Source organism: Bradyrhizobium uaiense (assembly GCF_010811875.1).
In the GTDB taxonomy this organism is placed as follows: Bacteria; Pseudomonadota; Alphaproteobacteria; order Rhizobiales; family Xanthobacteraceae; genus Bradyrhizobium; species Bradyrhizobium uaiense.
Map to the genome: position 1 here is coordinate 15,660 of NZ_VKHP01000089.1, position 16,752 is coordinate 32,411.

The window sequence follows — 16,752 nt, forward strand, 5'->3', positions numbered from 1 at the left end:
GAACTTCAGAGAAAATCGGCGCCGGCCTCCGCGGCGAACCGGCCCGGATCGCCCTCCCAGACGATCCGCGCGTGCTCCAGCACATAGACGCGGTCGGCATGCGGAAGCGCGAACGTCACGTTCTGCTCGCCGAGCAGCACCGTGATCTTGGTGGTCTGGCGCAGCTTCTCCAGCGCCTTCGACAACAGTTCGAGGATGACCGGCGCCAGGCCCAGCGTCGGCTCGTCCAGGATCAGGATCTGCGGCTGCATCATCAGCGCGCGGCCGATCGCCAGCATCTGCTGCTCGCCGCCGGACAGCGTCTGCGCCATCTGGCCCTGGCGCTCCTTCAGGATCGGGAACAGCTCGAACAGCCAGGCCAGTTGTTTCGACCGCGCTGCGTCGTCGAGATGCTGGCCGCCGAGGTCGAGGTTTTCGCGCACCGTCATCTCGCCGAACAGCTCGCGCGATTCCGGGCACTGCACGAGGCCGGAGCGGGCGATCTTGGCCGGCCCGGTGCCGCGCAGCTTCACACCACCACGCAGGATCTCGCCGGTATAGGGCAGGAAGCCCGAGATGGTGTTGAACAGCGTGGTCTTGCCGGCGCCGTTGAGGCCGACGACGGAGACGAACTCGCCCTCATGGACGTGGATCGAGACGTTCTCCAGCGCCTGCGCCTTGCCGTAATGCACGCTGACATTCTCGACCTGCAGCAGCGGCACCTTGTCCTTGAACGAGGTCTCGGGCCGCGCATGGGTCTCGATCGCGCCGCCGAGATAAACCCGCCGCACGGTCTCGTTCTTCATCACGTCCTCGGCGCGGCCGGTCGTGATCTCCTCGCCGAGATACATCGCGAGCACGCGGTCGACCAGCGCCGCGACGCTCTTGACGTTGTGGTCGACCAGCATCACCGCGCGCCCTTCGTCGCGGAAGCTGCGGATCAATTGCGAGAACACGCCGACCTCGGTGCTGGTCAATCCAGCGAAGGGCTCGTCGACCAGCACCACCTTCGGGTCGCGCGCGATCGCCTTCGCCAATTCCAGCCGGCGCTGATCGGCGAACGGCAGCGTCGGCGGCCGGCGGTCCATCACCGCCCCGAGGCCGACGCGTTCGGCGATCCATTTGGCGCGCTCGGTCAGCGTCTTGTCGGGAAACAGCATGAACAGGCTGTCGGGCAACAGCGCGACCATGATGTTTTCCAGCACGGTCTGCCGGTTCAGCGGCCGCGAATGCTGGAACACCATGCCAAAGCCCTTGCGCGCGATCTTGTGCGCGGGCAGCCCGGCAACGTTCTCGCCCTCGAACAGCACTTCGCCCCCGGTCGGGCGCTCGATGCCCATCACGCTTTTCATCGCGGTCGATTTGCCCGAACCGTTTGGCCCGATCAGGCCGAGGATCTCGCCGGGTCGCAGCTCGAAGCTCAGATTCTTCACCGCGGTGAGGCCGCCGAACCGCTTGGTCAGGCCGCGGACGGCAAGCGTTGGAGTCTTGGTCACAATCTGATCCATCAGGAGCGCGCCTCGCGTGACAGGGCCGCTCCGAGGAAACCGCCGGGGAAGAACAGCACGACGAGCAGCGCCACCGCCGAGACGATGAAGGTCGCAAGCTCGCCGGTCGGGCGCAGGAATTCGCCGGCCACGATCAGGAAGATCGCGCCGAGCGCCGCGCCCAGCACCGTGCGCCGGCCGCCGAGCACGGCGGAGACGATCACGTTCACGCCGACCGCGACGTCGACCACGGTGCCGACCGAGGCGGTGCCGAAGTAGAACACCAGCAGCGCCCCCGACAGGCCCGAGAAGAACGCGCTGACGATGAAGGCCGCGAGCTTGTGCTTGACGATGTTGAAGCCGAGCGCGCCGGCCTGCACCGGGTCCTGCCCGCTCGCCTGCAGCACGAGGCCGACCGGCGATTGCGACAGGCCGTAAAGAACGGCCGCGCTGATCGTCATGAAACCGAGCGCGATCCAGTAATTGGCGCCGGCATTGATGGTGATGACATCGGGGATGGTGAGCCCGATCTCGCCGCCGGTGAGGTCGGCAAGCACCACGACGAAGTTCTGCAGCATCAGCACCGCGACCAGCGTGGTCAAGCCGAAATACGGTCCCCTCACCCGCAGCGCCGGCAGCGCCAGCACGAAGCCCGCGACCACCGAGGCGAGCGCGCCGAGCAGGATGCAGACATAGACCGACCAGCCGTACTGGTTGTTGAGGATCCCCGCGGTGTAGGCGCCTGTGCCGATCAGGAAGGTCGGGCCGAAATTGACCTCGCCGGCGAAGCCGAACAGCAGGTCCCAGGCCATCGCGAACACGCCGAAATAGAACGCGACGGTGAGCAGTCCGAGGATGTAGCCCGAGACGTAGAGCGGCAGCGTCGCCGCAACCGCCACGCAGGCCAGCGAGATGAAGAACAGGCGCGAGGTGAAGAATCCGGCCATCTCAGCGCCTCCCCAACAGGCCTTGAGGCCGGATATACATCACGAACACCAGGAGCAGCAGCGCCGGAATGGTGCGGTAGGCCGGTGAGATCATGTAGGCCGTGATGGTCTCGAGATAGCCGACGACGAAAGCCGCGATCAGCGAGCCCGAGACGCTGCCGAGACCGCCGAGCACCACGATCGAGAACGCGCTCGCGGTCAACGGCCCGACACTGTAGGAGCTGACGCCGAGGAACATGCCGAGCAGCACGCCGGCGATGCCGGCCAAAATGCCGTAGATGCCCCACACCACAATGTAGATCTGGGTGAGCTCGAGCCCGAGCAGGGTGACACCGCGCGGGTTCATCGAGGCCGCCAGCACCGCCTTGCCGGTCCGCGTGCGGTTCACCAGCAACCACAGCAGGCCGATCACGAGACAGCACACCAGCGCGGTGAAGATATTGTTGCGGGGCGTGCGGTTGCCGAAGACATCGACGACGCCCTCGACGATCGGCAGCACCGTCTTGGCGTTGTTGGTGAAGAAATAGGCGATCAGCTCCTGGATCATGATGCCCCACAGCAGCGTGCCGGTGAGGACGAAGATCTCCTTCTCCTCATTGGGGATCCGCGTGGAATTCTGGATCGGCTTGACGACCGCGAAATAGGTCGCGAACGACACGATCAGCGCCACGCCGACGCCGAACAGCGCGCCGGTGTAGATGTCGAGGTGCAGCACGCTGGCCGCGGCCCAGGCCGCGACCGCTGCGGCCACCATGATGGCACCGTGGGAGAGGTTGAGAACGCCGGAGACACCGAAGATCAGGGTGAAGCCGGTCGCGCCGAGCGCATAGAGCGCACTGATGGCGAAGCCATCGATCAGGATCTGTAGGGCAAGCATCTCAAATCGGCCGCGGCAGCAGGGCTGCCTGTTGTGGAGGACGCGGAACTGAATAGCGATGCTCCCGGGACCGGCCCGGGAGCATGATCATCAGTCAGTTGGTGGTGAGCTTGATGAAGCTCGGGAACTTGAGATCGCTCTTGGCGACCTCCTTCGGCCAGACCGCGACCTGCTTGCCGCCCTGCCACTGCAGCATCAGTCCGGTGATCAGGCCCTTGCCGTACTTGATCGAATGGGTGAACGGATCGTCCTTGCCGTAGAACTGGACACGTCCGATGGTGCCTTCCCAATCGGTCTTCTCCAGCGCATCGACCATCTTGTCGGCCTCGACCGAGCCGGCGCGCTTCACCGCATCCGCGATGTAGTAGACCTCGTCATAGGCGGTGTAGCCCGCGTAGGACGGATAGTTGCCGTAGCGCTTCTTGAAGTCCTCCGCGAACGGCACCGACTTCGGCGTCACCGCGACGTTCGGGCCCGACACGCCCTGATACAGCACGCCTTCCGCCGCATCGTTGGTGTCCTTGCCGAAGGTCTCGTTGGTGGCCTGCGAGGAAATGCCGAACATCGGGATCGGCACCTGCTGGTTCTTCCACTGCACCGTCGGCTGCACGCCGACATGCGAGATGCCGGTGATGATCACGTCGGGCTTGGCGGCTTCGACCTTGTTGAAGATCGGCGTGAAGTCGGTGGTGTCGGGCGAGAAGCGGATATGGTCGACGACCTTGAGCCCGATCTTGGGCAGGCACTCCTCGTAGCCGACGTCGAGCGGCTTGGTCCAGGCCGCGTCCTCGCTCATGATGACCGCGGTCTTCATGTGCTTCTGATCGACCAGAAGCTCCTTGGCGGCGTCGCAGACCGACAGCGCCAGCGCCGCCGAGGTCAGATAGCCGTGGAAGGTGTACTTGTTCTTCTCGTAATCGGCGTGAACGCTCTTGCTGATCTCGTTGGAGGCCGCGCCGGGCGTGACGAACGGCGTCTTCAGGCGCGAGGCCCAGGGCTCGAGCGCCAGCACCACTTCGCTGATGTAGCTCGAAATGACGACGTTGACCTTGTCTTCATTGACGGCGCGCTGGAATGCGCGGACCGAATCCGCCGAAGACGAGTGATTGTCGTAAGAGACGATTTCGATCTTGCGGCCGTCGATGCCGCCCTTGGCGTTGATCTCGTCGGCGGCCAGCTGCGCCGCCTGCGGGATCGACGCGCCGGCAATCGCTTGCGCTTCGGCGATCACGCCGATCTTGAGGGTGTCGGCGGCCAGCGCTCCGCTGGGGGCCGCAGCCAAAAGGCCCAACACGGCCGCTCCGGCGATTTGCTGCATCGCATGAACAGGCAGTCGCGATGTTCTTTTCACCCTGTTTCTCTCCTCTTTTTTGCGTTTTGTTCGGCTGCTTCGAGCTCTTGGGGCCGGACTATAGCCGCGACAAAATGCGCAGCAAGTGAAACTGCGCGCAGATCGCCATGCGTCGACGACAACTAAAGTAGTGGGTCGGCGGCTTGTGGGTGAATAAGGATGAGGCAGCGCGGGAATAAAGTCGTGTCGGGGTCTCTCGCCACGTCTGTCACCGCCCGGGCGATGACACCGAACAGGCTGCTCGACAGGTTGAAGCGAGAACGATCCGCAGCGTCGTCCCGGCGAAAGCCGGGACCCATAACCACCGATGCGAATTGTTAAGCGCCATTGGAACGACCAGTCCCACCGACAACATCCGCCGCGGCGTATGGGTCCCGGCCTTCGCCGGGACGACGGCGGTGAACTTGGCGTCGTCGCAAAATCATCCCGCTGCTTTTGCTGGGACGACAACGGTGAGCGTGACGACTGCCCTACTCCGCCATCTCCGCCGGCGGTCGCGTGGCCGGGCCGGCGAGCGGGCGCTCTTCCATCGTGATCATGCAGATGGAAGCGGTGGTCAAAAGCACGGCGGCGGCGCCGAACACGTAACGGAACGCGGTGATCATGTCGGCCATCGGGATCGCGCTGACGGTGCCGGCCGCGGCGGCGTGATGCTCGCCGGCGAGCGAGATGTCGGTGCCGAGCGTCATCAGCAGGATCGTGGTGAAGGCTGCGACCGTGAACGAAGCCATCATTGCACGGAAGAAGTTCATCGCGCCGGTCACGGTGCCGACCTGCGGCCGCGCCACCGCGTTCTGCAGCGATACCACGCTGATCGGGAATGTGGTGCCGAGGCCGAGCGCGAACACGCTCATCAGCAGCAGCAATCCCCACAGCGGCAGCATCGTCACCGCCATGCCGACGGCGCAGATCGCGGCGACCGAGGTGCCGACGATGGCGACACGCTTGTAGTGCTTGGCCTTCGCCATGGTCCGTCCGGCGATCGCCGCACCGAAGGTCGAGATCGCCGCAAGCGGGATCAGCGCCAGGCCGGCCTCGCTGGCAGTCAGGTGATAGACCACCTCGTAATAGAGCGGCAGGTGCACGGTCAGGCCGACCATGGCGCCGAGTGCGCAGCCGCCTGCCCCCATCGCGAACGGCACCACCGAGCCGCCGAGCAGCGACAGCGGCAGGAACGGCTCGTCGGCCCGGCGCGCATGCCAGACGAAGGCGCCGGCGAGCGCGATCGAGGCACCGATCATCGCGGTGATGGTCGGCGACAGCCAGGACAGACGGGTGCCGCCCCAGGTCAGCACCAGCATCAGCACGACGGCGGAGGCCATCAGCAGCACGCCGCCGAGCCGGTCGACCTTGCGCTTGCGGTGGAACACGGGAATCTTGCTCATCTTCGGCAGCAGCAGCGCGAGCGCCGCAGCCGCGAGCGGCAGGTTGATCCAGAAGATCATCGACCAGTGCAGATGCTCGGCGAAGACGCCGCCGACCACCGGGCCGAGAATGCCGCCGGCCATCCAGACGCTGGAGAAATAGGCCTGATAGCGGCCACGTTCGCGCGGGGTGACCACATCAGAGATCACGGTCTGGACCACGGGCATGATGCCGCCACCGCCGAGCCCCTGCAGGCCGCGGGCAATGATCAGCATCGTCATGCTGGGCGCGACCGCGCAGAGCACCGAGCCAACCACGAACAGGCTGAGCGAGGTGATGATCATGACGCGGCGGCCATAGATGTCGCTCAGCGTGCCGAACACCGGCGCCACCGCCGTGGAGGCGAGCAGATAGGCGGTGATCACCCAGGACAGGTTGGTGACGTCGTGAAACTGGCGTCCGATCGTCGGCAGCGCGGTCGCGACAATGGTCTGGTCGAGCGCGGCCAGGAACATCGTCAGCATCAGGCTGATGACGATGGTGCGGACTTCGTCCGGATTGAGCGGTGCCGGCGGCGCCAGCGGCGGCGCATCGCTGAGTTCGATCACCTCGCTCGGGAGGTGAGACAGCTCTTCCGCAATGTCGTCAGGCAATGTGGATTGGTCGGCAGGAAAACGGCTCTGCCGTTCATACTTGTTCATTTGGGGGCGTAATGCTGCTGCGCGGGCGCGTCCCGCGATGGAATCATTCTCTGCCTAGCAATTTATGCAGCAATTCGCTGCTGAGGCAGGCACCCCAGCGCATGGGTGCATCCCGCGGCAGAGTTCTCGCGATGACGTGATCGCAGAACGCCCTGCGCCAGCTCTCGCGGCGCCATCGTTACGGCTTGTAAATCTGCTCGAAAATCTACTTGGAGAGCTTCGGCCGCTTCTTCAACTGGGCCCGTTTCGGCAGCAAAGCCGGCCACCGCACAATGTGATCCTCGAGATCGGCGTCGTTGACATCGATCTCGGTGCCTTCCACCCGCCCGCGCACCGAGACGCCGGCCTCATGAACGGTGTTGGGATCGCCGGAGATCAGGGGATGCCACCAATAGAGGTCCCGCCCCTCGGCCACGAGCCGGTAGCCGCAGCTCGGCGGCAGCCAGTTGAGCGTCCGGACGTTCTCGGGCGTCAGGCGGACGCAATCCGGCACCTGGTCGGAGCGGTTCGGATAGTCCTTGCAGGTGCACAGGCCGGAATCGAGCAGCTTGCAGGAGATGTGGGTGAAGTAGATCTTGCCGGTGTCCTCGTCCTCGAGCTTCTCCAGGCAGCACCGTGCGCAGCCGTCACACAGGCTCTCCCATTCGGCGTTGGACATCTCTTCCAACGTCTTGGTTTTCCAGAAGAATCCCTCCTGGTCCGACGGGCGCTTGGGCGGTGCGGTCATGATATCCCTGACATGGCGATAGAGCTCTTCTTGGGACGCCGGCGCCGGCTCCGCAAGGGGGTGTTGTTGCGGGGTCGAAAAAGCCGGTGGGCAGCGTTAGGGCTTTCATTAAATTCACAAGCCGCGCCATTGGTTTATGGCAGCCGCTCAGATAGAACGTGGAACGAGTCCCCAACGACGTAAAAGCGCCTTGGGATTGCCGCAACATCGAAGCAAGACGCTGGCCTGTGCCCATTTGGGCGCCCGCAGCGCTGTCAACTGATCAAGGGTCCGGTCCTTTCAGATCATGCCGTCGCATTGGAAACAGAAGGTCCGGAATTTCTTCCTGGACCTCGATGCGCGTATCGACTCGACGCTGTTCTCGTCGGGCAAGGGCCTGCGCGAGCTCTATGAGCGCTATTCCACCTTCATGGACCGCTTCTATGTCGGCCGCTGGAAGCGCTGGGTGTTCATCGAGCCGCTGTCGGAAGCCGCGACCCTTGGGCTCGGCGGCATGATCCTGCTGCTGACGCTCGCGATCCCCGCCTTCCGCGAGACCGCCGACGAGGACTGGCTGAAGAAGTCCGACCTCGCCGTGACCTTCCTCGACCGTTACGGCAATCCGATCGGCAGCCGCGGCATCAAGCATAACGACTCGATCCCGCTGGAAGACTTTCCGGACAATCTGATCAAGGCGACGCTCGCGACCGAAGACCGCCGCTTCTACGACCATTTCGGCATCGACGTTCCGGGCCTCGCCCGCGCGCTCGTCACCAACGCGCAGGCCGGCGGCGTCCGCCAGGGCGGTTCGTCGATCACCCAGCAGCTCGCCAAGAACCTGTTCCTGAACAACGAGCGCACCATCGAGCGCAAGGTGAAGGAAGCCTTCCTCGCGATTTGGCTCGAGACGCGGCTGACCAAGAACGAGATCCTGAAACTCTATCTCGACCGCGCCTATATGGGCGGCGGCACCTTCGGCGTCGACGGCGCCGCGCATTTCTACTTCAACAAGTCGGTGCGCGACGTGAACCTCGCTGAAGCCGCGATGCTGGCCGGCCTATTCAAGGCGCCGACCAAATACGCCCCGCACATCAACCTGCCGGCGGCACGCGCCCGCGCCAACGTCGTGCTCGACAATCTCGTCGATGCCGGCTTCATGACCGAGGGCCAGGTGTTCGGCGCCCGCCGCAATCCCGCCGTCGCGGTCGATCGGCGCGATGAGAATTCGCCGAACTACTATCTCGACTACGCCTTCGACGAGATGCGCAAGCTGGTCGACACCTTCCCGAAATCCTACACCGAGCGCGTCTTCGTGGTCCGCACCGCGATCGACATGAACGTGCAGAAGGCGGCCGAGGACGCGATCGAGAACCAGCTCCGGCAGTTCGGGCGTGATTATCACGCAACCCAGGCCGCGACCGTGGTGTCGGATCTCGACGGCGGCATTCGCGCCATGGTCGGCGGACGCGATTACGGTGCGAGCCAGTTCAACCGCGCCACCGACGCCTATCGGCAGCCCGGTTCGTCGTTCAAGCCTTATGTCTATACGACGGCGCTGCTGAACGGCTTCACGCCGAACTCGAAGATCGTCGACGGCCCGGTTTGCATCGGCAACTGGTGTCCACAGAACTATGGCCACTCCTATTCCGGCCAGGTGACGCTGACGCAGGCGATCACGCGCTCGATCAACGTCGTGCCGGTCAAGCTCTCGATCATGCTGGGCGGCAAGGAAGGCCCGAAGGCCGGTCGCGCCAAGATCGTCGAGGTCGCGCGCCGCTTCGGCCTCAAGGCGCCGCTGCCCGATACGCCGTCGCTGCCGATCGGCTCCGACGAAGTCACGGTGCTGGAGCACGCGGTGGCCTATGCGACCTTCCCGAACCGCGGCAAGGCGGTGACGCCCCACTCGGTGCTCGAGGTGCGTACCGGCGCCGGCGATCTGGTGTGGCGCTGGGACCGCGACGGACCGAAGGCGCGGCAAGCCATTCCGCCGAATATTGCCGCCGACATGGCCGGCATGATGAGCCACGTGGTCAGCGAAGGCACCGCGCGCCGTGCCGCGCTCGACGGCATTCCGACCGCGGGCAAGACCGGTACCACCAACGCCTATCGCGACGCCTGGTTCGTCGGCTACACCGGCAACTTCACTTGCGCGGTCTGGTACGGCAATGACGACTATTCGCCGACCAACCGCATGACCGGCGGCTCGCTGCCGGCGCAGACCTGGCACGACATCATGGTCGCAGCGCATCAAGGCGTGGAAGTGAGAGAGCTCAACGGGGTCGGCATGGGCCAGAAGCTGCCGCCGCAGCCGGCACAGGCCAATGCCCAGGCCAACGCCGCGCCGCGCGTGCTGGAGACCAAGCCGGGTCCGCCGCCGGTGTTGACCAAGCGCGGTGCGGATATCCTGGTGCGGGTCGAGAAGCTGCTCGACGACGCCGCCAGGACCACCGGCAAGACCACGCTGAACGAGCCCTCGAAGACCGGCAAGGCCGAGTCCTCGAGCGCGCTGGCGTTCCCCGAAAACTACGTTACCGCGGCCGGGCCGGACGGCGCGACACCTGCAGTACCACGCAAGAACTGACGTGCGCCTCCTCCTCACCACCTTGCTGGCCCTCGTCATCGCCACCGCCGTCGGCCTCGGCCTGACTTATGCCACGGCAACCCGCGGCACCGATCTCGGCACGCTGAAGATCGGCGCCTGGACCGCGCGGCCGAAGAACGGCACCTCCGACGTCGATCCCTATTCGCGCGCCACGATCGCGCGCAGCGGCGAGCTGCCGATCGGCACCGGGGACGGCATCGCGTTCTCGGCGACCGCTGACGACAAGAACAAGCCGCTCGACGGCCGCTGCGACATCGTCGTCAGCGGCGTGACGCCGGCGGCGCGGTTCTGGACGCTGACGCTGTTCGACCGCAAGGGGCACCTCGTCGCGAATTCGCTGCAGCGCTACGGCTTCACCAGCCAGGAGATCATGCGCGCCTCCGACGGCACGTTCGAGATCCACATCGCCTCGCGCTCGCGCGCCGGCAATTGGCTGCCGACCGGCGGCATCGAGCGTTACGCGCTCATGCTGCGGCTCTACGACACGCCGGTCGGGGTTGCGACGCGCACCCAGCGCGACGCGCCGATGCCCTCGATTGCAACGACGGGCTGCCCATGATCCGGGTGCTGTTCACGATCCTCGCAGGCGTGCTGCTCGGCGGCGTGGTGCATCTCGTCAGCGTGCTGGCGCTGCCGCGCATCGCCTCGCAGGACGCTTACTCGCGACTGACGCCGATGACCAAGCTCAACGAGGTGACGCAACTGCCGCTCGCCGACCCGAGCCACTCGCCGATGCCGCTGATGGATCCGGCATTCGCGGTGGCGATCTGCCGCTACGACCTCTCCACCGGGCCGCTCAAGCTCACCGTGCCGGTCAGCCAGGCCTATACGTCGGTGTCGTTCTACACCCGCAACGAGGTCGCCTATTACGCGATCAACGACCGCTCCGCCGGCAAGAAGGTGATCGAGCTCGACCTGATGACGGAAGCGCAGCACAACGAGCTGCCGGAGGACGAGGAAGTCACTGCGGCCGACCGGCTGATCATCGACTCGCCAACCTCGACCGGCCTGATCCTGCTGAAGGCGCTGGCGCCGGAGCCAGGCCTGATGCCGCAGGCGCAGGCCTCGCTCGCGGCCTCCTCGTGCAAGGTGCAGGCCGAGCCGGTCGCGGCGAAGCAGGAAGCCCCGCCGCCCCTGCCTGCGCCGGCTCCGCCGCCGGCGGCGCGCAAGCGCTAGCTCGCAGCGAATGCGTGCCGGCCGCCGCAGCGGCAGGTGTCGTAGTCGACGGGATCGTGGCTGTTGACGATCGTAACATCAGCGCCATGCGTCGCCTTCAATTGGCGCAGCCGTTCCTGGTTCTGCATCCGCGTCGCGCGATCCATGTCCGCCCGGCGCTGGAACATGCCGAGTACCAGCGGGATCCGCGGTCTGGCGTCGAGCTGCGCGTGATGGAAATAGGCATCGCCGGCGTGCAGCAGCCATTTGTCCTTGTCGCGCACCGCGATGCCGCAATGGCCGAGCGTGTGGCCCGGCAGCGGGATCATCAGAATGTCCGGCTCGCGGTCGCCGAGCGCACGCACGCCGCTGAAGCCGAACCAGTCCTCGCCGCCGGTGCCAAAGAACGCCCAGTCCGGTCCGTGTTTCCACTGCGCCGTGATGTAGCGCCCCTGCGGTGGCACGACCTGATGTGTCACCGCCATGTCGTATTCCCTGCGATGGACATGCACCTTGGCCTTCGGAAAATCAGGCACGCCGCCGGCATGGTCGCGATCGAGATGGGTCAGCAGCAGATGCCGCACATCATCGGGCGAGAAGCCGAGCGCCTGCACCTGGCGCACCGCGGTCTCGGCCGGATCGAGCCGCGGCGTCGTCTGCCGAACCCATTTCCGCCCGAGCCGCGGCGGGTCACCGATGTCGTCGAGCCCGATCCCGGTGTCGACCAGCACAAGCCCGTCATTACTCTCGACCAGCAGGCAGTGACAGACCATCCGCGCCCGCTGGAAGATGCTGCCGCTGCCGTTCACGAGCCGCTTTCCGATCGGGCACATCGTGCCGGTGTTGAGATGGTGAATGCGCATGACAATTCCTCCGCTGAAGCCGGTGCAGGCTTGCCACTCGCCTTTCCATAGGTAAAATATTATCTTTCTATCGATACGATAGGATACAGCTATGGATATCCGCGAACTTCGCTACTTCGCCGCGGTCTACCGCGAGCGCAACTTGACCGCTGCGGCGAAGCGCTGCTTCATCTCGCAGCCATCGATCTCGGCGGCGATCACCAATCTCGAGGCCGAGCTCGGCACCACGTTGTTCATCCGGCACAAGAAGGGCATGGCGCCAACGGAATCCGCAGCGCTGTTTCACGGCATCGCCCGCAGGATCATCGACGAGGCCGACGCGGCGCGAAACCTGTTTCGCAAGCCGGCGACGAAGCAAGCGCTGACGCTCGGCCTGTTGCGCACGCTCGACCAGGCCCGGACCATCGCCCTGTTGAAGCCGCTGACGGGCAACGCCGACCTCGCGCTCCGGCTGGTCGGCGCCAACGAGAAGGCCGACGCGCGGATCGTCGCCAAGACCATGATCAGCGCCGCCGAGCACTTCATCCCGCTCTGGAGCGAACGCTACGTCGCGGCACTGCCGCCGTCGCATCCCCTCACCCTGAAGGAGACGCTGCGGACCACCGACTTCGCAGGCGTTCCGATGATCGACCGTTGCCATTGCGAGCAGCAGGAATTCTTCAAGCGCGCTGCGCCGCCGCGCAAGCCGGTGGCGATCGCGGAATCGGAGGAATGGGCGATGGCGCTGGTTGCAGCCGGAGTTGGCGTTGCCATCGTCCCCGAAGGCGTTGCGCGCGGCAATCCTGATGTCGCGATGCGCGCGATCGATGTCGACGTGACGCGCCATGTCGGCCTCGCCTATCCCTCGTCGCGGCCGCCGTCGGATGCGCTGAAGGCGTTCATCGCGAGCCTGCCGCGGCAACCGAGCGGCCGCCGCGTCGGATCAAAAGCGAAGATGGCGAGGCGGGCTTAGCCCTTTGTCACCACGGCATGGCCCGTGACCGGCGCAGAGATCAGCGGCGCGCCGGCGGTGAGCCGGGCGAGTTCGTTGATCTGGCGTTCGGCGTCGGCGGCCATGCCGTCGGGGGCCTGGATCACCAGCCGCTCCAGCGCCCAGCGATAGGATGCGATCCGCCGCTCCAGGCTCTGCTGCACCCATTGCACGATCAGCGTGTTCTCTTCCATCCGCGCCACCGCATCGGCCCGCTCCTTCGGCGACACGTCGGCAATCATCTTGAGACTGGCACTGCGCTTGCGGTCGAGCTCGATCACCTGGGCCGCGGTGGCGAAGAACGGTTCGAAACGGGTGATGTCGTCGCGGACCTCGTCGATCAACAGCGAATAGCGCGAGGCGAACGAGCGATGCGGCTCGTCGATCAGATTGCGGCCATACATCGTGCGATCGAACACGACGTTCTGCCGCCATGGCGCGGGCAGCGGCTGGTAGTCGCCGAACACGCTCTTCCACGCCGGACGCGACAGCGGCGGCTCGATGAACTGATAGGCGAGATCGCGCAGCTGACGCTCGTGTTCGGTGAGCTGGAATTGCGAGGCGTTCCTGCCGATGCTGCCGGTCGCCTCGGCGCCCATCCAACGATGCATGTCGTCGTTGCGGAAATCCGCGCGGGTGCGGCCGAAATCGCCGCCGCTGCAGCCCGCGAGCGCCGAGCCCGCCAAGAGCAGGATCAGCGCCGGGAGTGACCGCCGAGCGGCGGTCCGCTGCGCAAGCTGCGGCATTGCACGAGGTCCGCGATCAGGAGCGGCGTCGGCGTCGGCGGCCCTGCGCAGTGCCCTGCTCCGGTCCGCGACCACCGCCGGTCTCTTCCGTCGTTCGCTCGATCCGGACGACGGGAAGGATCAGCACGGTCCCCACGCCTTCGCCGGCAGCACCGACAACGCTCGGCCGCCGTGCAGCCGCATCCGCCGGAAACTCAACGATGGTGCCCATGTTCCGTTCTCTCCGGCCCCGCACGGACATGATTTGCCCCGCGCACGCCGAGTTAAGAACGGGCATGGTTAATGACATGTTAAACAGTCGATACGGACGGTTACGGATATGGCGCTGTGCCTTAATGGACACGCGCAAATCCGAACGTTTGCCTTCACGGGTTGTTTTCCTTAACTGCGTCTTAAAACAGCCTGCGTAGGCTCGCTGCCACAAGGTTTTCAACCCGAAGCTTACTGGCAAGTCGCGTACGCCCGAGATGAGCGCAGCTCCGCTATTTCCTGGTTTCGATGGGCTGATGACGCTCTCCCGTCGCGAGGGCGTCGATATCCGCCCCACTTTGCTGCGCGTCCTGACCGACCTCTATGTGCAGGCGAGCGCGCACTCCGCCGATGAGGAGCGCCAGTTCGTCGAGCTGACGTCGCGCCTGATCGACGAGGTCGACGACGCCACCCGCGCAGCGGTCCGCGCACGGCTTGCGATCTATCCGGCAACGCCCGCCAGAATCATGGACAAGCTCGGGTTGCGGCGCGGCGGTCCGGACCAGCCGATGCCGACGGCCGCTCCAATTCCCGCCCCCACCCCGTCCGCGCTGCCGGCCAAGATCCCGACCGAAGCCGAGCTGCGGATGGCAGCGAGCCTCGCGATGCGGCCGAACGACGCCGCCGAAATCTCCGACATGTTCTTTGCCGCCAACGCCAGAGAACGCGCGCAGATCCTGCACAATCTGCAGGAGACGCCGCTGAAGGCCGCCGCGCGGATTCCGGCTGCCCGCGCCGCGCGCGCGATCCATATCCTGGAGATGGCGGCATTTGCCGAGGACCTCGATAACTTCACGCTCGAACTCGGCGAGGCATTGATCCTGCCGTCGCGGATCGCGGCCGAGGTCGTCAACGATCCCGGCGGCGAGCCGCTCGCCTGCGCGATGCGGGCGCTTGACGTGTCGAGCGCCGCGTTCCAGCGCATCCTGATGTTCCTCAATCCGGAAGCCGGCTCGTCGGTCAACTATGTCTATCGGCTGTCGCGGCTCTACGATCGCCTGAGCGAGCGCTCGGCGCTGGTGATGCTGGCGGCATGGCGCGGCTCGACCATGGCGGTGGCGCGCAACAAGTATCGCTCGTCGCTCTATGACGACGAGCGCCATCGCGCCCGCGCGGCGCCGTCGCAGACGCGACCAGCCGTGCAGCCCGGCAACGCGCCCGCCATCCGCAACCAGAAATCCGGTAGCTAAGGCGCGCCCATCGCGTTTTAGATTAGCTGAGGGTGGCGAACGCAGCCGGCGTGAACGCGGCGATCTCGCGACCTTGCCGACTTTCTCAAGCCAGCCGGCATCCTGCAGCAACGCGCGTCCGACCGCGACCAGGTCGAACTCGCCGCGTTCCAGCCGCGCGAGCAGCCCATCCAGCGGCATGGATTGGGCGCTCTCGCCCGCAAGCGATGCGTAGACATCACCAGACAGGCCGACGGCGCCCACCGTTATCGCGGTGACCCCCGTGAGCTTCTTCGCCCAGCCGGCAAGGTTCAGCTCCCGATCGATCTCGGGGAAAGCGGGCTGCCAGAACGTCGGCTGCGAGAGATGGAAGGCATCCGCTCCAGCGTCGACAAGGACGGAAAGCCACTGTTCCAGCGCCTTCGGCGTCGCGGCCAGCCGTGCATTGAAGTCTTTCGGCTTCCATTGTGAGAGGCGGAGAATCACCGGGAAGCCCGAGCTCACCACCGACCGGATTGCGTTCAGAATCTCGACCACGAAGCGAGAACGCTCGACGAGCGTCGAGCCACCGTATTCGTCGTCGCGCAAGTTGAGATGGTCGTAGAAGAACTGATTGATGAGGTAGCCGTGCGCCCCCATCAGCTCGATGCCGTCGAAGCCGAGCCGCTCGGCATCCATCGCAGCTTTCGCGAACGCGTCGATGATGTCGGCCACGTCGGCCTCGCTCATCGGTTGATTGGGGCGCTCGCCTGTCACTGAAAGCCCCGAGGGACTTTCATAGGGCGCCGGGGGTGTCCAGTCCGGCGCCGCATTCGAGCGCTTATGCCCCACATGAACCAGCTGCGGCACGATGCGCCCACCTGCTGCGTGAACCTCGTCCACCACTTTCTTCCAGCCGGCGAGCGCCGCCTCACCGTGGAAGTGGGGCATATTGGGCTCGTTGAGTGCGGCCGGACGACCGACCCCTGTTCCCTCCGTGATGATGAGGCCGACGCCATTCTCTGCGCGGCGGCGATAATAGCTGGCGACCTCGGCTGTGGGTACGCCGCCCGGAGACATCGATCGCGTCATCGGAGCCATCACGACGCGGTTCGGCAGGTTGAGAGCATTCAGGCGGTAGGGTCTGAACAGGACGTCAGGACTGGACATGGGATGTTTCCGGGGCGCGAGAGACAGGCGAGCAGAGTGCGCGGATGCGCTCACCGGCTCGCCCTTGGCCGGGTAGCTAGGGTCGCGGACTGCCGAACGGGACTACGCTCTGTTCGACAACGGCTGTGCATCGGCGCACCACTCCGATCAACCGCAGCATCGTTTGGCCGCTTCGCGGTCCCGAGGGGCTCGGCGGTCGTGTCCGGATCAGGTCCGGGCGCGAAGTCGTTGGATGTCGGAATTTGTTCCGCCGTTGCGGAGCAAGCGGACATCAGATGCGCCCGCTTCCCAAGCAGCCGAGGTTGCGCCCTAGGTGGTGTGGACTCTAAGGATTCCCTTTTAGGAGCAAATCAGATTCAAGGCTGCTTTTGGGGAGGCCGCCTTGGGTGTGATGGACCGTTTGGTATTGAGCGACGCGGCGTGGGAGCGGATGGCG

General features: G+C 65.5%; 14 protein-coding genes and 1 pseudogene. 5 read left to right on the top strand and 10 right to left on the bottom strand.

The window, feature by feature from the left end:
- Window positions 1-5: 5 nt before the first annotated feature.
- From FNJ47_RS21450 to FNJ47_RS21475, 6 genes are all read right to left on the bottom strand, one after another.
- Entirely contained in the window at window positions 6-1,487 is a 1,482-nt protein-coding gene (locus tag FNJ47_RS21450; RefSeq protein WP_163156599.1) for an ATP-binding cassette domain-containing protein, read from the bottom strand.
- Complete coding sequence (locus FNJ47_RS21455; protein ID WP_163156601.1) at window positions 1,487-2,413, bottom strand: branched-chain amino acid ABC transporter permease; 927 nt, start codon at window positions 2,411-2,413, stop codon at window positions 1,487-1,489. Before FNJ47_RS21455 ends, FNJ47_RS21450 begins: the two co-directional genes overlap by 1 nt.
- Before the next feature lies 1 nt (window position 2,414).
- On the bottom strand, window positions 2,415-3,290 hold the full coding sequence (locus tag FNJ47_RS21460; RefSeq protein WP_163156603.1) for a branched-chain amino acid ABC transporter permease: 876 nt from the start codon (window positions 3,288-3,290) through the stop codon (window positions 2,415-2,417).
- Window positions 3,291-3,384: 94 nt separating this feature from the next.
- Window positions 3,385-4,608 carry an ABC transporter substrate-binding protein gene (locus FNJ47_RS21465; protein WP_163156622.1) on the bottom strand — a complete coding sequence of 408 codons (1,224 nt, stop codon included), beginning with the start codon at window positions 4,606-4,608 and terminating at the stop codon, window positions 3,385-3,387.
- A gap of 503 nt (window positions 4,609-5,111) precedes the next feature.
- Complete coding sequence (locus FNJ47_RS21470) at window positions 5,112-6,707, bottom strand: MDR family MFS transporter (protein WP_163156605.1); 1,596 nt, start codon at window positions 6,705-6,707, stop codon at window positions 5,112-5,114.
- Between the two features lie 205 nt (window positions 6,708-6,912).
- Window positions 6,913-7,434, bottom strand: a complete 522-nt coding sequence (locus tag FNJ47_RS21475; RefSeq protein ID WP_163156607.1) for a YcgN family cysteine cluster protein — start codon at window positions 7,432-7,434, stop codon at window positions 6,913-6,915.
- 286 nt (window positions 7,435-7,720) lie between these two features.
- Between FNJ47_RS21475 and FNJ47_RS21480 the strand changes: the two genes are divergently transcribed.
- The 3 genes from FNJ47_RS21480 to FNJ47_RS21490 are packed head-to-tail and all read left to right on the top strand — an operon-like array spanning window position 7,721 to window position 11,191.
- Entirely contained in the window at window positions 7,721-9,994 is a 2,274-nt protein-coding gene (locus FNJ47_RS21480) for a transglycosylase domain-containing protein (protein ID WP_163156609.1), read from the top strand.
- A 1-nt stretch (window position 9,995) separates the two neighbouring features.
- Window positions 9,996-10,574 carry a DUF1214 domain-containing protein gene (locus FNJ47_RS21485; protein ID WP_163156611.1) on the top strand — a complete coding sequence of 193 codons (579 nt, stop codon included), beginning with the start codon at window positions 9,996-9,998 and terminating at the stop codon, window positions 10,572-10,574.
- A complete protein-coding gene (locus tag FNJ47_RS21490) occupies window positions 10,571-11,191 on the top strand; it encodes a DUF1254 domain-containing protein (protein WP_163156614.1) in 621 nt (206 codons plus the stop codon). Before FNJ47_RS21485 ends, FNJ47_RS21490 begins: the two co-directional genes overlap by 4 nt.
- Here the strand turns inward: FNJ47_RS21490 and FNJ47_RS21495 are convergent.
- The gene (locus tag FNJ47_RS21495; protein ID WP_163156616.1) at window positions 11,188-12,033 is read right to left on the bottom strand and encodes an MBL fold metallo-hydrolase; all 846 of its coding nucleotides are present in this window, start codon (window positions 12,031-12,033) and stop codon (window positions 11,188-11,190) included. The genes FNJ47_RS21490 and FNJ47_RS21495 overlap by 4 nt on opposite strands.
- 91 nt (window positions 12,034-12,124) lie before the next feature.
- Here FNJ47_RS21495 and FNJ47_RS21500 point away from each other — a divergent pair, with 91 nt between their 5' ends.
- Window positions 12,125-12,985: a LysR family transcriptional regulator gene (locus tag FNJ47_RS21500; protein ID WP_163156618.1), complete on the top strand. Its 861-nt coding sequence runs from the start codon at window positions 12,125-12,127 to the stop codon at window positions 12,983-12,985.
- Here the strand turns inward: FNJ47_RS21500 and FNJ47_RS21505 are convergent.
- Window positions 12,982-13,749 (bottom strand): hypothetical protein, encoded by a 768-nt coding sequence (locus FNJ47_RS21505; protein WP_163156620.1) that lies wholly within the window; start codon window positions 13,747-13,749, stop codon window positions 12,982-12,984. The two genes, FNJ47_RS21500 and FNJ47_RS21505, sit on opposite strands and share 4 nt — an antisense overlap.
- Before the next feature lie 16 nt (window positions 13,750-13,765).
- Entirely contained in the window at window positions 13,766-13,960 is a 195-nt protein-coding gene (locus FNJ47_RS21510) for a hypothetical protein (protein ID WP_163156621.1), read from the bottom strand.
- 256 nt (window positions 13,961-14,216) lie between these two features.
- Here FNJ47_RS21510 and FNJ47_RS21515 point away from each other — a divergent pair, with 256 nt between their 5' ends.
- Window positions 14,217-15,188 carry a DUF2336 domain-containing protein gene (locus FNJ47_RS21515; protein WP_163156624.1) on the top strand — a complete coding sequence of 324 codons (972 nt, stop codon included), beginning with the start codon at window positions 14,217-14,219 and terminating at the stop codon, window positions 15,186-15,188.
- Between the two features lie 483 nt (window positions 15,189-15,671).
- Here the strand turns inward: FNJ47_RS21515 and FNJ47_RS51480 are convergent.
- Window positions 15,672-16,316: pseudogene (locus FNJ47_RS51480) on the bottom strand (oxidoreductase); the annotation flags it as partial.
- Between the last annotated feature and the right edge of the window lie 436 nt (window positions 16,317-16,752).

Bases quoted from the DNA above. Each gene is read 5' to 3' on its own strand.
- FNJ47_RS21450 (WP_163156599.1), bottom strand. From the start codon at position 1,487: ATGGATCAGATTGTGACCAAGACTCCAACGCTTGCCGTCCGCGGCCTG.
- FNJ47_RS21455 (WP_163156601.1), bottom strand. From the start codon at position 2,413: ATGGCCGGATTCTTCACCTCGCGCCTGTTCTTCATCTCGCTGGCCTGC.
- FNJ47_RS21460 (WP_163156603.1), bottom strand. From the start codon at position 3,290: ATGCTTGCCCTACAGATCCTGATCGATGGCTTCGCCATCAGTGCGCTC.
- FNJ47_RS21465 (WP_163156622.1), bottom strand. From the start codon at position 4,608: ATGCAGCAAATCGCCGGAGCGGCCGTGTTGGGCCTTTTGGCTGCGGCC.
- FNJ47_RS21470 (WP_163156605.1), bottom strand. From the start codon at position 6,707: ATGAACAAGTATGAACGGCAGAGCCGTTTTCCTGCCGACCAATCCACA.
- FNJ47_RS21475 (WP_163156607.1), bottom strand. From the start codon at position 7,434: ATGACCGCACCGCCCAAGCGCCCGTCGGACCAGGAGGGATTCTTCTGG.
- FNJ47_RS21480 (WP_163156609.1), top strand. From the start codon at position 7,721: ATGCCGTCGCATTGGAAACAGAAGGTCCGGAATTTCTTCCTGGACCTC.
- FNJ47_RS21490 (WP_163156614.1), top strand. From the start codon at position 10,571: ATGATCCGGGTGCTGTTCACGATCCTCGCAGGCGTGCTGCTCGGCGGC.
- FNJ47_RS21495 (WP_163156616.1), bottom strand. From the start codon at position 12,033: ATGCGCATTCACCATCTCAACACCGGCACGATGTGCCCGATCGGAAAG.
- FNJ47_RS21500 (WP_163156618.1), top strand. From the start codon at position 12,125: ATGGATATCCGCGAACTTCGCTACTTCGCCGCGGTCTACCGCGAGCGC.
- FNJ47_RS21505 (WP_163156620.1), bottom strand. From the start codon at position 13,749: ATGCCGCAGCTTGCGCAGCGGACCGCCGCTCGGCGGTCACTCCCGGCG.
- FNJ47_RS21510 (WP_163156621.1), bottom strand. From the start codon at position 13,960: ATGGGCACCATCGTTGAGTTTCCGGCGGATGCGGCTGCACGGCGGCCG.
- FNJ47_RS21515 (WP_163156624.1), top strand. From the start codon at position 14,217: ATGAGCGCAGCTCCGCTATTTCCTGGTTTCGATGGGCTGATGACGCTC.